The sequence below is a fragment of the Psychromicrobium ferritrahens genome (genome assembly GCF_043789415.1).
Classification (GTDB): domain Bacteria; phylum Actinomycetota; class Actinomycetes; order Actinomycetales; family Micrococcaceae; genus Renibacterium.
The window spans coordinates 1925416-1939539 of record NZ_JBDLLW010000001.1; the positions used below are offsets into that span (position 1 = coordinate 1925416).

Consider the following 14124-nt stretch of genomic DNA (forward strand, 5'->3'; position numbering starts at 1 on the left):
ATGGGTATCTCGGATTTCACGTCAAAGATGATCGGCGAGAAGCGGCGCTGGCGGCAGTACAAAGCACGGGCCGCGCAGCTTCCTCCGGCATATCGCACGGCAATCAACGCCTTGGAGCGTTATCTGCTGTACTTCGGCCCCGGGGATGGCACCACGATGGCGGTGATGTTCGAAGACCTCGCCGATCTCTTCGAGCAGAGCATCGCTGACGGCGCGCCGGTCCGGTCGATCGTCGGGGATGATCCGGTGGAGTTCGCCGAGGCTTTCCTGCGGAACTATCCGAACGGCTCCTGGGTCGTCAAGGAACGGCAGCGGCTGGTCAAGGCGATCAAAGGTGTGACCGATCAGCAGGAAACCCCGTGAGCGCGCTAGCCGCTCCGTTCGGCGGGGACGCAGCGATCCGGGTGCAGGGCGTTGAGAAATCCTACGGTGCTCTGCCGGTGCTGCGCGGAGTGGATTTCGAGGTGGCACGCGGCAGTATCTTCGCGCTGCTCGGCTCGAACGGAGCCGGAAAGACCACGATGGTGAAAATCCTTTGCACATTGCTCACACCGGACGCCGGTCAAGCCACCGTGGAAGATCTCGACGTCGTCGGTCGGGCCTCCGAAGTGCGGGAGTCGATCAGCTTGACCGGGCAGTTCGCCGCCGTCGATGAGATCCTCTCCGGCCGGGAGAATCTGGTGCTGATCGCCAAACTGCGGCATCTGGGCAATCCTGGCCAACTGGCGGATGAGCTTCTCAGTCGCTTCAGTCTCACCGAGGCAGCCAACAGAAAAGTGGCCACCTACTCGGGAGGGATGCGCCGTCGCCTGGACATCGCGATGAGCTTGATCGGGCAGCCGAAGGTGATCTTCCTCGACGAGCCCACCACCGGTCTCGACCCGGAAGCGCGTCTCGAGGTGTGGCAAGCGGTCAAGAAACTAGCTAGCTCAGGAACCACCGTGCTGCTCACCACCCAATACCTCGAAGAGGCTGAGCAACTCGCGGATCGGATCGCGATTCTGCACCAGGGCAGCATCATCGCGAACGGCACTCTCGCCGAGCTGAAGCAGTTGCTGCCGCCGGCGGAGGTCGAATACGTCGAGAAGCAACCCAGCCTGGAAGACATCTTCCTCGCCTTAATCGGCGGTGGAAATCCGGATGAACCAGCGAAGGACAGATCATGAGCAGATATTTCTTCAAGGACACCACTGTTTTGCTGGGCCGCTCAATGCGGCACATTTTCCGAAGCGTGGACACCATCATCACCACGGCCATTACACCGATCGCGCTGATGCTGCTCTTCGTCTATGTTTTCGGCGGCGCCATCAAGACCAGTATCAGCAGTGACGAAAACTATGTTGATTACCTGCTGCCGGGCATTATGCTGATCGCCATCGCCTCGGGCATCGCCTACACCGCGGTTCGCTTATTCACCGATCTGAAGAGCGGCATTTTCGAGCGCTTCCAGTCCATGCCGATCGCTCGATCCGCGGTGCTGTGGGCACATGTGCTCACCTCGCTGGTGGCCAATGCGCTCTCCTTGGCGATCATCGTGTTGGTGGCGCTATTGATGGGCTTCCGCACTGCGGCGAGCCCACTGGCCTGGCTTGCCGTGATCGGAATCCTGGCACTGTTCACCCTGGCGCTCACCTGGCTGGCGGTCATCGCGGGTCTCTCGGCCAAATCGGTCGACGGAGCCAGCGGCTTCTCCTATCCATTGATCTTCCTGCCCTTCATCTCCTCGGCCTTCGTGCCCACCGATACGATGCCGGCCCCGGTGCGGGTTTTCGCCGAGAATCAGCCGGTCACCTCGATCGTCACGACCATTCAAGACCTATTCGCTGGCCGCCCGGTCGGCGGTAGCATCTGGATCGCCCTCGCCTGGTGCCTGGGCATCCTGGTGATCGCGTATATCTTCGCCACGGTGGTCTATCGGCGCAAGATTAGCTGAGACGAGCACGCGAAGGCCCTGGAGTTTCGCTGCGGGCAAAAGGGTTCAGCCGGGGCTGCCGATCCGTAGTCCCCTAAGCTGGGAGCATGGCAAAGACACCAGCCAGGCAGAAACCCAATCGAGCGATGAAGATCGCCGCGGGGGCTGCCTTCACCCCGGAAGGGCAGCCCAAACCCGCCTTACAGCAAGCCCTGAGCCGTGCTGTGGAGAGTCAGCGGCCCCTGGCCCAGGCGAATCTGCGGCGATTGCGGCGCAAACTGCCGCAGGCTACTCCGGGCGAGCTGGCCTTGAAGCTGGACCGCGAATTTATTAATACCGTGACCGGCTCGGGTGCGGCCATCGGCGCCACCGCGATCATTCCCGGGATCGGCACCTTGGCCTCGCTGGGGATCTCCGCGGGAGCCACCTTGATGTTCCTCGAAGCCTCGGCGCTCTATGCGCTGTCCATCGCTGAACTCCATGGAGTCCATCTCGACGATCCGGAACGCGCGCAAACCGCCGTGATGGCGATTATGTTGGGAGAGGAAGGCACCTCACTCATGCAGGCCTTCGCCGGTCATGCCCTGGGCAGGGGCGGTACTCCGCTGAACGCTTGGGGTACCGCGCTCGGCAAGGGGCTTCCCAGTACCGCGGTGAAAGCCATTGGATCGCGGGTGCAGAAGATGTTCATCCGGCGGTTAATGCTCAGTCAGGGCGGAGCGATGATGGGCCGTTTGGTGCCTTTCGGCATCGGTGCGGTGATCGGCGGTGCCGGGAATCTGATGATGGGCCGCTCCGTGGTGAAGGCCACCAAGATCGCCTTCGGGCCACCGCCGCTGGATTTTCGTGGTGAGTTGGCGCTGCCGCCGGTCAAGATGATCGACGGCGCCCCGACGTCGCACGCTCTTGAATGGCGGAGGCCGCTGAAGGCCATCGGCTCCAGATTGCCCGGACCCCGGAAGTCGCAGCATGACTGAACTGAGGATCGATCTGAACAGCGACCTCGGGGAATCCTTCGGATCCTGGTCGCTGGGCGACGACGAAGCGCTGCTCTCCCTGGTCAGCAGCGCCAACCTGGCCTGTGGCTTCCACGCCGGTGATCCGCTCACCATCTTGCGAACCGCGAAAACCGCAGTCGAGAACCGGGTGGCGGTCGGGGCGCATCCGGGGTACCGGGACTTGGCCGGTTTCGGGCGGAGGTTCCTCGATCTGAGTTCGGATGAGCTCTATGGGGATGTGCTTTACCAGCTCTCCGCGATCGACGGCATGCTGCGTACCGTGGGTGCCGCGTTGAGTTATGTGAAACCGCATGGAGCGCTTTACAACCGGATCGCCGTTGATCGGCAGCAGGCCAAGGCAGTCGCCGCCGCGGTACGGGATTTCCGTGCCGGGCTGCCGATGCTGGGCATGCCAGGTTCGGTCATTGAGTCGGTGTGCCAGGAACTGGAGGTGCCGTTTTTCCGTGAGGCGTTCGTTGACCGCGGCTATCTCGCCGACGGCACCCTGATGCCACGCGGAGCCGCTGGAGCGCTGCTTCACGACGTCGAATCGGTTGCCGAACGGGCGCTGCAGATGGCGCTCGAAGGCACGGTCACCGCCGAGGGTGGCTCAGTGATCTCGCTGCGCCCAGATTCACTGTGCGTGCACGGGGACACCCCGGGTGCGGTCGCGATGGCGAGCGCGGTGCGCGAGGTCTTGAGCGGAGCGGGGGTCCGGATTGAGCGCTTTGCCTGAATCGGATTCCGCGGCGTCCCCGGTATTGCTGCCCTGCGGAGATAGTGCGATCCTCGCCGAACTGCCGACGCTGAACCAGGTGCTGGCGCTCTATCGGGCGCTTTCCCCGGTTCCGGAAGGCGTTCTGGACGTGGTACCCGCAGCGCGCACCATCCTGGTGACCTTCGACCCGGAGCGGCTCCGGATGGAGGCGGTCAGAACCTGGCTCTTGGCGGCGCGGCCCATCGAGCGAGCTGTCTCGGAGGGGCCGCTGGTGACCATCGAGGTCTGCTACGACGGGCCCGATCTTGCCGAGGTCGCCCAGTACCTCGCGATCTCCGAGGACGAGCTGGTGGAGTTGCACACCGGCTCGGAGTGGACAGCTGCTTTCACCGGTTTCGCCCCGGGCTTCGCCTATCTGGTGACCTCGCACGAGAAGCTCCGGGTGCCACGGCGGAACACCCCGCGCACCTCGGTCCCGGCGGGCTCGGTGGCGCTCGCGGGCGAATTCAGCGCGATCTACCCGAGCAGCTCACCGGCGGGCTGGCAACTGATTGGGCATACCTCCGCCCAGCTGTGGGACGCCGGTCAAGCGAGCGCCGGACTTTCCGGCTCAGCGCGCTCGCGCGACGAACGCCCGGGCACGTCGAACTCGCCCGCATTGATCGTGCCCGGTACCCGGGTTCGCTTCACGGCACTATGACGGCGCGGGTTATCGAGCCGGGACCGCTCGCCTTGGTTCAGGACCTGGGCCGCCCCGGCGCTTCCGGCTTGGGTCTGGGGCCGGGCGGGGCGCTGGATCGGACCGCCTTGCGAGCCGCCAACGCCCTCGTGGGGAACCCGGCGTCCTCAGCAGCGCTCGAAATCCTGCTCGGTGGTTTCTCCCTGCGCTTTCTCGAGCCCGCTATGGTTTCGGTCACCGGGGCACGCGGTGAGCTGCGGATTGACGGTGAACTCGTGCAACAGCATGTGGCACATGCTGTCGCGGCCGGTTCTCGGGTGAGCATCGGCACAGCCAGTGCGGGGCTTCGGTTCTATTTGGCGGTCGCCGGGGGAGTGGCCACCGAAGAGCTCGCTGGTTCCCGTTCGCGGGATGTGCTGGCCGGAATGGGCCCGCCGCCGCTCAGCGCGGGCCAGTTGCTCAGTTTCGGCCGGCTTGCCTTCTCTGAGGGGTCTGGAAATTCGCCGCAGCGTGCGCAGGTCCTGCGGGATCCACCCCGGGGTGAACGATCCATCTCACTCAGGTTGACGCCGGGTCCACGGCTGGATTGGTTCGCGCCCGGAGCTTGGGCGGCTCTGCTCGCGCAGCCGTGGTCGATCTCGGCAGAGAGCAATCGGATCGCTGCCCGGCTCATGGGTAGGCCGCTGGAATTCGCCCGTACCGAACAACTGCTCAGTGAAGGTATGGTCAGCGGGGCGCTTCAGGTGCCACCCTCGGGGCTGCCGATGATCTTTCTGGCCGACCACCCGGTGACCGGCGGCTACCCGGTGATCGCCGTCGTCCGAGGTGCCGATCTCGACCTGCTTGGCCAAGCCCAGCCCGGTCAGCGGTTGAACTTTCTCCAGGGCTGAGTTCTGTGCGCTGAATCGCTGCTTCGGTTCGCGGTAGCCCAGATATCGGGCAACCCGCGGTGGGCGCAGTTGGCTAGCCGAAGGCCAGGGTGGCGACGGCGTAAATCGCCAACCCCGCCAAGGCACCCACTACGGTGCCATTGATCCTGATGTACTGCAGGTCCCTGCCCACCTGGAGCTCGATCTTCCGGGAGGCCTCCTGGGCATCCCAGCGCTCCACTGTGTCGGTGATGATCGAGGCGATGTCGTGCCGGTAGTTGCGCACCGCATAGGCTGCCACCTCGGTGATCCAGCCGTTGACTTTACCGCCCAGTTCTTCATCGCTAGCCAGCCGGGTGCCGAAATCTCGCACCATTGAGACGAACTTCAGCCGCAGCGCGGATTGCGGATCCTCGACTGCCTCGAGCAGCGCGGCCTTCAAGGTCTGCCAGGTCTGCCCCGCCAGTTCGCGGATTCGCGGCGAATCGAGCAGCTGGGCCTTGACCTCTTCCGCCCGCTGGATCATCGCCGGATCGTGCTGCAAATCGTCAGCGAGTTTCATCAGGTATTCGTCCAGGGCTCGGCGCACCTGATGATCTTGGTCGGTCTGCACCGCCAGCACGAACTTGCGCACCTCGGCATAGACCCGATCTGCCACCAGATCGTCGACGAAACCGGGAAGCCAGGAAGGGGAGCGTTCCGAGACGATCCTGGAAACCGCCGAGGGGTTGTTTTCCACCCACTCGACCGCGCGGTCCACCAGCAGGTCCACCAACTTGCGGTGATGGCCGTCCGCAAAGACCTGGCCGGCGAGCCGCCCTAGCGGCGGACCCCAGGGCGGGCTGAGCAGGTATTGCCGGACCATTGACTCGATGACCTCGCGGACGTCGTCGTCCTTGAGCACTTCCAGCAGCCCTTTGATCGCGGCAGCCCCCTCGGTGGCGAGCCGATCAGCCGATTCTTCGCGGGCCAGCCAGTTGCCTAGCCGCTCGGCGACGTTCAGGCTGCCCAGCTTTTCCCGCACCACGTCTTCTGAGAGGAAGTTGCTCTCCACGAATTCACCCAAGCTGGCGCCGATGGCATCCTTCCGGGTCGGGATGATCGCGGTGTGTGGAATCCGCAGACCCAGCGGGTAGCGGAATAGCGCGGTCACCGCGAACCAGTCGGCCAGCGCGCCGACCATCGCCCCTTCCGCGCTCGCCCGGACATATTCCAGCCAAGGGTACTGGCGCTGCAGCCAGAAGGAGACGGCGAACACCACGGCTGCCACGATCAGCAGGCTCAGCGCGAGTGTTTTCATTCTGCGCAGTGCCCTGAGCTTTTCTGTGTCCAGTTCCGACTCCGATTCCATGACGCAAGCCTAGTGTGCCGCCAAGCCCCCGCCCCAACCCCCACCTCCCTCAACCAGCCGTCCCAATGGATGTTGCTGATGATGCAGCTGTGCTGAGTTCATCGCAACATTGTTAACTCTGGTAACACTCACTGGGATAGCTGGGAAGGAATAGGCTGGGAGTATGACGCTTATCTATGCTCATCGCGGTTCCAGCGCTCGCTACGCCGAACACACCCGGGCTGCCTATCTGCAAGCCATGGCGGAACTCGCGGATGGGGTGGAATGCGATGTGCATCTCACAGCCGACCAGCGGGTCGTACTGCTGCATGATTCCACGGTGGATCGCACCTCGGATGGCAGCGGGGCGGTAGCCGATAAAACTCTGGCGGAGCTGCGGACCCTGGATTTCAGCTCCTGGAAAGGAGTGGATGTGCCGGACGAGTTCGGCTCGGTTTCTCAGCAGTTCCTCACTTTGGACGAGTTGCTGGACCTGCTGCTCGCCGCGGAGCGGCCACTCGGACTGGCTATTGAGTTCAAGCACCCCAACCCTTTCGGTGACCGGCTTGAGGAGGCTACCCTCGAGCTTCTGCTCAGTCGCGGCTGGTTGCCGCAGAGTTCACGCCTCGGCTCTTTGAGTATCTCCTTTATGAGCTTCGATCCGGACGCCATTGAGTATTTGAGCCAGACGGTTCCTGCCCGGCATCTGTGCCAGCTGGTCGCCGAAGTCAAGGTCGACGAGGTGGCGAAGGAACTTGGTCTTGGCCCGGTTGCCGCAACGGCCGCGGCCAGCGCGATCCGGGCCTCGCTGGCTAAAGGGCTGCGCTTGCTGGACGACGGTGAAGCGGGAATCGCGGGCCCGGGGCTTGAGTATCTTCGGGCCATGCCGGAGCAAATTCAACGCTGGTTCGACGCCGGCCGCACCTTCCGGGTCTGGACGGTGGATGAGCCCGAGGATGTCCGTTTCTGCCTCGACTCGGGAGTGCAGGAGATCACCACCAATAAGCCCGCTGAAGTTCGCGCACTGCTTTGAGCGATAACTTTGAGCGATAACCCAGCACAGCGACTTGATGCCCCGATGGCTCAAGCGGAACCGCCCATCGCTGAATGAAGGCACAGCGCACTCAAAGCACGGAAAATGAGGTGCCCCAGGGGTAGCACGTGATTAAGTGTGTGAATGGCATCGCGCATCGAAGACTACGCCCTCCTCTCGGATCTGCACACCGGTCCCTTGGTTTCCCGAACCGGAAGCATTGATTGGTTGTGCTTCCCGAGATTCGATTCGCCCTCGATCTTCGGAGCCCTCCTGGGCACCGAGGAACACGGACACTGGTTGCTGGCTCCGGCAACGGAGCACGCCACGGTAGTAGAGCGCCGTTATCTGGACAGCACCTTCGTGCTGCAGACCGATTGGTCAACCGAAACCGGTGCGGTGCGAGTAACGGACTTCATGCCGGTCGGTGACCGGCGGGCCTCTATTGTGCGAAGGATCGAGGGCCTGGAAGGCACGGTGCAGATGCACCAGGTGCTCAGGATGCGCTTCGACTACGCCCGGGTGCTGCCCTGGGTCTCCAGGGTCAAGGACGCCGACGGTGCGACGGCGCTGCTGGCGATCGCCGGTCCGGATGCGCTGGCGCTGCGCGGCCCGCATATTCCGCACTCCACTGATCATCGGCACCACGGTGAATTCACTGTAGAAGCTGGCCAGACCCTCGACTTTGAGCTGCTCTGGTACCCCTCGCACCGGCCGATTCCAGCGGCGCTCGACGTCGACGCCGTGCTCAAGGACACCGTGGACTACTGGCAGGACTGGGCCGCTGATTGCTCGCAGGACGGGAAGTACGCTGAGCAGGTCAAACGCTCCTTGCTGGTGCTCCGGGCGCTCAGCCACGAGGACACCGGAGGAATCGTGGCGGCGCCCACCACGTCACTTCCTGAGGACTTCGGCGGGGCGAGGAACTGGGATTACCGGTTCTGCTGGCTGCGCGATGCGGCCCTCACCCTGGAAGCTATGCTGACCCACGGCTACGCCCAAGAGGCTCTGACCTGGCGGAACTGGCTGCTCCGCGCGGTGGCCGGGGACCCCGAGGATCTGCAGATCATGTACGGTCTGGGCGGTGAGCGAGGGCTTCAGGAGGAAGAGCTTCCCCACCTGCCCGGCTATGAGCATTCGACGCCGGTGCGAATCGGCAATGGTGCGGTGCACCAGTATCAGGCCGATGTGGTGGGGGAGGTGATGGTGGCGCTGGAGAAACTGCGGAAGATCGGCGGAGCCGAAGATCATTTCTCCTGGCCCCTGCAACGCTCCCTGCTGGGTTTCGCTGAGCGGCACGTGGCGGAGAAGGATCAGGGGCTCTGGGAGATGCGCGGTGAGCCGCAGTACTTCACGCATTCCCGGGTGATGATGTGGGCGGCGTTCGACGCCGGGGTGCGCGCGGTCCGTGAACACGGCCTGGACGGCCCGGTGGAACTCTGGGAACGCTTGCGGGATCAACTACGCGAGGAAGTGCTCAGCCAGGGCTTCAATCAGGAGCTCAGTTCCTTTACCCAGACCTACGGCGGGCACACCACCGACGCCTCGCTTCTGGTGCTGCCGCAAGTTGGCTTCATCCCTTACTCGGACGAGAAGATGCTCGGCACGGTGGCCCGGATCGAGCGGGAACTCATCGATGCGGACGGTCTGCTTCTGCGCTATCGCACCGAAACCGGGCTGGACGGACTGGAACCCGGGGAGCATCCCTTCCTGGCCTGCTCATTCTGGTTGGTGGGGCAGTACGCGCATAGTGGGCGGTTCACGGAGGCCACTGCCCTGATGGATCGTCTGGTCGGGCTGGGGAACGAGCTGGGCCTGCTGAGTGAGGAGTATTCGATTCAGCTGGGTCGCATGGTGGGTAACTACCCACAGGCCTTCTCTCATTTGGCTCTGGTGGGGGCGGCAGACGCTCTGCAAACCGCCGCTCAGCGCACTCGGGCCTGAGACTCCGGCCCCCAGACTTCAGGGTTCCGGGTCATCTGCGGCTCGTGATGCAGTGCCCGCTGCTGAACCGGGATGAAGATGGCATCGCCGAGCAGCTCGGCGAACCGCTTCCAGGCGGGCGTGCCGCTCGGAGTGGTCTCCACCGCACCGAGCAGCATCGAAAGAATGGACTGCTCATCCTCTAGCCCCAGATCTGGCCGCACGCTGCCCTGAGCCTGCGCCTTGCGCAGCAGCTCGAAGAGCGAATCAACCACCGGAATCGCCATTCCTGCAAGGGTGTCTTGCCTGCTGCGGATCGCTGTCATCATATTGGCTTCGCGGCTGGCGATCCCCAGGATGCCGTAACTGACGTAGATCAGCCCGCGGCCCGGATTGCTGTCGTTCAGGGCTCGGCGAAGCAAAGGCTTGACTCGCAGTTCCACCTGGCGGCTCAGCACCGCGCTGATCAAAACGTCTTTATCGGTGAAGTTCCTGAAAAGAGTGGCGACCCCCACTCCTGCCGCGGAGGCGATGGTCTGCAGTGAGATATCCGGGCCGTAGTGTCGGAAGCAGGATTGCGCAGCGGAAATCAATGAGTCGATATTGCGGGTGGCGTCTGCACGACGTGGCCGCTCCGGTGAAGCCTCCGACATGCTGTCAGCTTAGCAATCAGCGCCGCAGCGGTATCGCTTCTGCACGGGATGTTTTTTGTGCCCGGAACATGTCAGGATGAATCATGCTCGTAGCCTTTTCTGTCTCTCCCAATTCTTCCGGCCCGGATGGCTCGGTGCACGACGCCGTGGCGGCCGCGATCAAGGTGGTGCGCGAATCCGGTCTGCCGAATCGGACGGACTCGATGTTCACTACTATCGAGGGGGAGTGGGATGAGGTTTTCGACGTCGTAAAGCGAGCCACCGAGGCGGTCGGTGCCTTCGGCTCACGCGTCTCGCTGGTGCTCAAGGCGGATATTAGGCCCGGTTACACCGGAGAGCTGACCGGGAAACTGGAACGCCTCGAGAAGGCGTTGCTGGAAGACCAGGACTGAGCGATGGTTGAACACCGAAGCCAGCAGGACTGGCTGGATGTCGAGCAGTACCTGAACCGTACCCTGATCAAAGCCGATGAGGCGCTCGCTCAAGCTGTTTCCACAGCTCAGCAGGCCGGCCTGCCGCCCATCGAGGTAGCGCCGACGGCGGGCAAGTTCCTGATGTTGCTGGCCCGGATTTCCGGAGCACGCAGAGTGCTGGAAATCGGTACCTTGGCTGGTTATTCAACGATCTGGTTGGCGCGCGGACTGCCCGAGGACGGCAGGGTGATCAGCTGTGAGTTCCTCGCCCAGCACGCCGCCGTCGCACAAGAAAACATTGATCGAGCCGGGGTGGGGCACAAGGTCGAGATCAGGCTCGGCCCAGCTTTGGAGACCTTAGAGACTTTGCAGGGCGAATTCGATCTGGTGTTCATCGATGCTGACAAGACCAATAACGTCAACTATCTGCGACGAGCCCTGAAGCTCAGCCGTCCGGGTACCGTGATAGTGGTCGACAACGTGATCTGGGAAGGGCAGTTCCTGGACCCGGCGGCAAGCGGAGATGAACTGGCGATCAGAGAGACTCTCGAGTTCCTGGGCGCCACTGAGGAACTCGAAGCCACTGCGATTCAGACGGCGAGCTCCAAGGGCTGGGATGGCTTTGCCGTGGTGGTCGTGAAATGAGCGTTCAAGAACTGGTTCACGCCGGGTGAGAGCCGCCGAGGCGAAACCGGTGGCCGGTGAATACCGGATCGATACCGGGCTGGCCGAACTGGAACCGGAGCCGGGGAACCCCGATGGTTGGTTGCTCAAGATCAACGGCATGCAATCGTCGCATATCGACCTGGCGAACGCTTCACGGCTGGAATTCGAGTACATGCAATGGCTGGTCAGCCTGATCGAAGATCGTTGGCCGACGTCGCACCGGGTGCGCGTACTGCACCTGGGAGGAGGCGCCTGCTCGGTGGCCCGGTACCTGAGCAATAAGTACCCGGACTCCCGTAATACGGTGGTGGAGATCGACGGCCAGCTCGCGGAGTATGTGCGCGATTGGTTCGGCTTGCCGCGGGCGCCGCTGCTGAAGATCAGGGTGGGCGAGGCGCGGGAGGTGACCACCGCGTTGAGCCCGGATAGCCGGGATGTGGTCATCCGCGATGTCTTTTCCGGACGGTTCACACCGGGCGCGCTATGCACTCAGGAGTTCATTGCGCAGGTGAAACGGGTGCTCAGCCCCGAGGGGATCTACTTGCTCAACTGCGGAGACGCTCCGGCGCTCAGTAACGCGCGTCGGGAGGCGGCCACGCTGGCAGCGAGCTTTGCGCACACCGCGCTGATCGCGGATCCGCCGATGCTCAAGGGTAGGCGGTTCGGCAATATTGTGATGGCTGGCAGCGATGCGCCCTTGGCCACCGGGGCGGGCTTGCCCAGGGCCCTGCTGGCTGGTGCGATGCCAGCCACGCTCTGGGACGACGCGCAGTTCCGGGCTTTCGCTCGAAGTCATCAACCCTTCAGCGACGCTCAGCTTCCCAGCTACTGATGAGTTAGCGATTGTCGGCGGTGATGGGAGTGAAGCCCGGCTGTGGGGTTCACTCCCATCATTGGAGTTCCGCTGAGCTGATTATGAGATGTCTCCTTTGCTGTGGCGGCTGTTCAGGAACAGCAGGAGGAAGGCGCCCAGTAGCAGAGCGGTGAGGGCGATCCAGCCGAGGTCCATTCCCGAGGCTCCGGTATAGGCCAGGGATCCGGCAGCCGAGATGACGGTGGCCGATGGCTCAACGGTGGAGGCCCCACTTGTCGTCGGTTCGGTGCCATTGTTGCCCGGAGTAGCTGGCGCAACCGGCGTACTCGGTGTCACCGGGGTGACCGGGCTTACTGGGGTTACTGGCGTTACGGGGGTAACTGGGTTGACAGGGGTTACGGGCGTTACTGGCGTCACCGATGAATTGCTGGTGTCAGAATTGCCCACGACGCTCACCGCGTTGCCCGCCAGGGTGATCGGCAGCATCGGGTTCAAGCCCAGCTGGTTTCCACCGAGCAGCCCACCGATTCCACTGGTGGTCAGTGGGCCGGTTGAGGCAGCAGAAGCCGCTCCATTCTGGGTAGTGGCGTTAGTGCTGGTGGAGTTGCCGATCCCGCTGATCGCGTTGCCAGCTGCGGCTACCGGTAGCGCGGGGTTGAGGCCGATCTGGTTGCCACCGATCAGTGAACCGGTGCCGTTACTGCTCTGGCCATTGCCGGTTGAGGCAGCGGCAGGAGTTCCATTCTGGGTAGTCGCTCCCGTGCTGACGGAGTTACCGATCACGCTGCCCGCGTTGCCGGCTACCGCAATCGGTAGGGACGGGGTGCCGAGGATCTGGTTTCCACCGCCCAGCGAACCCGTGCCATTGCCATTCTGTCCGGTACCGGCCGGGGCCGCTGCCATCACCGGTGCGGTGACTTTTGAACCCGTGCTGGTGGAGTTGCCGATACCGCTGATGCCGTTTCCGGAGACAGTGACCGGGGCGCCGCCACCCAGCAAGCCCTGGTTTCCGCCAAGCAGTGAACCTGCGCCGTTGCTGCTCTGGCCATTGCCATTGCCATTGGCCGGGGCCGCTGCCACGCTACCGTTCTGGGTATTCGCTCCGGTGCTGGTGGAGTTGCCGATGCCGCTGATCGCGTTGCCAGCTGCGGCTACCGGCAGTGCCGGGTTGAGGCCGAGCTGGTTGCCACCGAGCAGTCCGCCAGCGCCGATGGTGGTCTGCGTTGCGGTCGGTGCTGCGGTAGTGCCGGTAGCGCCGTTCTGTGTGCTTGCTCCGGTGCTGGTGGAGTTGCCGATGCCGCTGATCGAGTTGCCGGAAACGCTCACCGGAACCGCGATATTCAGCAGTCCTTGATTTCCGCCGAGCAGTGAAGCTGCTCCGCCAGTGCCCTGAATGCCAGTGCCCTGAATACCAGTGCCCTGATTGGTGGTAGCCGCAGCGGCAGGCGTCGCCCCGTTCTGGGTATTCGCAGCAGTGCTGGTGGAATTGCCCACCACACTGACTGCATTACCCGAGACCGCGATCGGCAGGGACGGGGTGCCAAGGATTTGGTTCCCGCCGCCCAGCGACGTACTGCCGCTAGTGTTCTGGGTGGTTGCCGGTGTTGCGGGGGCGGCTGACGCCGTGACCTTCGAAGCGCTGCTGGTGGAATTGCCGATGCCGCTGATCGAGTTGCCGGAAACCGTGACGGGAACCGCGATATTGATCAGTCCCTGGTTTCCGCCGAGCAGTGAAGCGCTACCGCCGGTGCTCTGGCCGCTTGTCAGCGAGGGAGTCACTCCGTTCTGCGCGGTCGAATTCGTGCTGTGTGAATTGCCGAGCACACTGATCGCGTTACCGGAAAGGGTGACCGGAAGCTTCAGATTGATGGCTGCCTGATTCCCCGCCACTGCTCCGGAAGCTCCGCTGGAAGACTGTCCCAGCAGGCCCCCGATCAGCTGAGAAACTCCCGTTGACGCTGCAGCCGGGGTGGCCTGGGCATTGGCGGTGTTCGGCTGTTCCGCGGCTTGAGCCGCGGTGGCTCCGAGGACGATGATTCCCCCGGTGAAGAGGGTTCCCCAAAGAACCCTGCGTACATTCGTGTTCATGATCAAGTCTCCTGACTTGCTGAAAAGG

The 14124-nt window shown here is 63.4% G+C and carries 15 protein-coding genes; 12 read left to right on the forward strand and 3 right to left on the reverse strand.

The features are described from left to right. The 7 genes from ABDK06_RS08800 (at window position 1) to ABDK06_RS08830 (ending at window position 5197) form a co-directional block, all read left to right on the forward strand. Window positions 1-363 carry a DUF1048 domain-containing protein gene (locus ABDK06_RS08800; RefSeq protein ID WP_394940585.1) on the forward strand — a complete coding sequence of 121 codons (363 nt, stop codon included), beginning with the start codon at window positions 1-3 and terminating at the stop codon, window positions 361-363. Then, entirely contained in the window at window positions 360-1166 is an 807-nt protein-coding gene (locus ABDK06_RS08805; protein ID WP_394940586.1) for an ABC transporter ATP-binding protein, read from the forward strand. The genes ABDK06_RS08800 and ABDK06_RS08805 overlap by 4 nt, the downstream gene beginning before the upstream one ends. After that, window positions 1163-1933: an ABC transporter permease gene (locus ABDK06_RS08810; protein ID WP_394940587.1), complete on the forward strand. Its 771-nt coding sequence runs from the start codon at window positions 1163-1165 to the stop codon at window positions 1931-1933. The genes ABDK06_RS08805 and ABDK06_RS08810 overlap by 4 nt, the downstream gene beginning before the upstream one ends. 86 nt (window positions 1934-2019) lie before the next feature. Then, window positions 2020-2889 (forward strand): hypothetical protein, encoded by an 870-nt coding sequence (locus ABDK06_RS08815; RefSeq protein WP_394940588.1) that lies wholly within the window; start codon window positions 2020-2022, stop codon window positions 2887-2889. Further along, window positions 2882-3646, forward strand: coding sequence for a LamB/YcsF family protein (locus ABDK06_RS08820; RefSeq protein ID WP_394940589.1), 765 nt, complete (start codon window positions 2882-2884; stop codon window positions 3644-3646). Before ABDK06_RS08815 ends, ABDK06_RS08820 begins: the two co-directional genes overlap by 8 nt. Next, window positions 3630-4328, forward strand: coding sequence for a 5-oxoprolinase subunit B family protein (locus ABDK06_RS08825; protein WP_394940590.1), 699 nt, complete (start codon window positions 3630-3632; stop codon window positions 4326-4328). The genes ABDK06_RS08820 and ABDK06_RS08825 overlap by 17 nt, the downstream gene beginning before the upstream one ends. Further along, window positions 4325-5197, forward strand: coding sequence for a 5-oxoprolinase subunit C family protein (locus ABDK06_RS08830; protein ID WP_394940591.1), 873 nt, complete (start codon window positions 4325-4327; stop codon window positions 5195-5197). The genes ABDK06_RS08825 and ABDK06_RS08830 overlap by 4 nt, the downstream gene beginning before the upstream one ends. Window positions 5198-5270: 73 nt before the next feature. On the opposite strand, the gene ABDK06_RS08835 is transcribed toward ABDK06_RS08830, so the two are convergent. Continuing rightward, on the reverse strand, window positions 5271-6527 hold the full coding sequence (locus tag ABDK06_RS08835) for a DUF445 domain-containing protein (protein WP_394940592.1): 1257 nt from the start codon (window positions 6525-6527) through the stop codon (window positions 5271-5273). Between the two features lie 163 nt (window positions 6528-6690). Here ABDK06_RS08835 and ABDK06_RS08840 point away from each other — a divergent pair, with 163 nt between their 5' ends. Together ABDK06_RS08840 and ABDK06_RS08845 are read left to right on the forward strand one after the other, a co-directional pair. Continuing rightward, entirely contained in the window at window positions 6691-7539 is an 849-nt protein-coding gene (locus ABDK06_RS08840) for a glycerophosphodiester phosphodiesterase family protein (protein ID WP_394940593.1), read from the forward strand. Between the two features lie 144 nt (window positions 7540-7683). Beyond that, window positions 7684-9483: a glycoside hydrolase family 15 protein gene (locus tag ABDK06_RS08845; protein ID WP_394940594.1), complete on the forward strand. Its 1800-nt coding sequence runs from the start codon at window positions 7684-7686 to the stop codon at window positions 9481-9483. On the opposite strand, the gene ABDK06_RS08850 is transcribed toward ABDK06_RS08845, so the two are convergent. Next, window positions 9465-10115 carry a TetR/AcrR family transcriptional regulator gene (locus tag ABDK06_RS08850; protein WP_394940595.1) on the reverse strand — a complete coding sequence of 217 codons (651 nt, stop codon included), beginning with the start codon at window positions 10113-10115 and terminating at the stop codon, window positions 9465-9467. The genes ABDK06_RS08845 and ABDK06_RS08850 overlap by 19 nt on opposite strands. An 83-nt stretch (window positions 10116-10198) precedes the next feature. On the opposite strand from ABDK06_RS08850, the gene ABDK06_RS08855 reads away from it, so the two are divergent. The 3 genes from ABDK06_RS08855 to ABDK06_RS08865 are packed head-to-tail and all read left to right on the forward strand — an operon-like array spanning window position 10199 to window position 12026. Next, entirely contained in the window at window positions 10199-10507 is a 309-nt protein-coding gene (locus ABDK06_RS08855; RefSeq protein WP_394940596.1) for a thiamine-binding protein, read from the forward strand. 3 nt (window positions 10508-10510) lie between these two features. After that, on the forward strand, window positions 10511-11173 hold the full coding sequence (locus ABDK06_RS08860) for an O-methyltransferase (RefSeq protein WP_394940597.1): 663 nt from the start codon (window positions 10511-10513) through the stop codon (window positions 11171-11173). A gap of 49 nt (window positions 11174-11222) precedes the next feature. Next, entirely contained in the window at window positions 11223-12026 is an 804-nt protein-coding gene (locus ABDK06_RS08865; protein WP_394940598.1) for a spermidine synthase, read from the forward strand. An 81-nt stretch (window positions 12027-12107) separates the two neighbouring features. Here ABDK06_RS08865 and ABDK06_RS08870 read toward each other — a convergent pair whose 3' ends face one another. Next, window positions 12108-14096, reverse strand: a complete 1989-nt coding sequence (locus tag ABDK06_RS08870; protein ID WP_394940599.1) for a beta strand repeat-containing protein — start codon at window positions 14094-14096, stop codon at window positions 12108-12110. Window positions 14097-14124: the final 28 nt, after the last annotated feature.

Excerpts from the sequence above, each read along its gene's own strand:
- ABDK06_RS08800 (WP_394940585.1), top strand. The coding sequence starts at position 1 with ATGGGTATCTCGGATTTCACGTCAAAGATGATCGGCGAGAAGCGGCGC.
- ABDK06_RS08810 (WP_394940587.1), top strand. The coding sequence starts at position 1,163 with ATGAGCAGATATTTCTTCAAGGACACCACTGTTTTGCTGGGCCGCTCA.
- ABDK06_RS08815 (WP_394940588.1), top strand. The coding sequence starts at position 2,020 with ATGGCAAAGACACCAGCCAGGCAGAAACCCAATCGAGCGATGAAGATC.
- ABDK06_RS08820 (WP_394940589.1), top strand. The coding sequence starts at position 2,882 with ATGACTGAACTGAGGATCGATCTGAACAGCGACCTCGGGGAATCCTTC.
- ABDK06_RS08830 (WP_394940591.1), top strand. The coding sequence starts at position 4,325 with ATGACGGCGCGGGTTATCGAGCCGGGACCGCTCGCCTTGGTTCAGGAC.
- ABDK06_RS08835 (WP_394940592.1), bottom strand. The coding sequence starts at position 6,527 with ATGGAATCGGAGTCGGAACTGGACACAGAAAAGCTCAGGGCACTGCGC.
- ABDK06_RS08840 (WP_394940593.1), top strand. The coding sequence starts at position 6,691 with ATGACGCTTATCTATGCTCATCGCGGTTCCAGCGCTCGCTACGCCGAA.
- ABDK06_RS08845 (WP_394940594.1), top strand. The coding sequence starts at position 7,684 with ATGGCATCGCGCATCGAAGACTACGCCCTCCTCTCGGATCTGCACACC.
- ABDK06_RS08850 (WP_394940595.1), bottom strand. The coding sequence starts at position 10,115 with ATGTCGGAGGCTTCACCGGAGCGGCCACGTCGTGCAGACGCCACCCGC.
- ABDK06_RS08855 (WP_394940596.1), top strand. The coding sequence starts at position 10,199 with ATGCTCGTAGCCTTTTCTGTCTCTCCCAATTCTTCCGGCCCGGATGGC.
- ABDK06_RS08860 (WP_394940597.1), top strand. The coding sequence starts at position 10,511 with ATGGTTGAACACCGAAGCCAGCAGGACTGGCTGGATGTCGAGCAGTAC.
- ABDK06_RS08870 (WP_394940599.1), bottom strand. The coding sequence starts at position 14,096 with ATGAACACGAATGTACGCAGGGTTCTTTGGGGAACCCTCTTCACCGGG.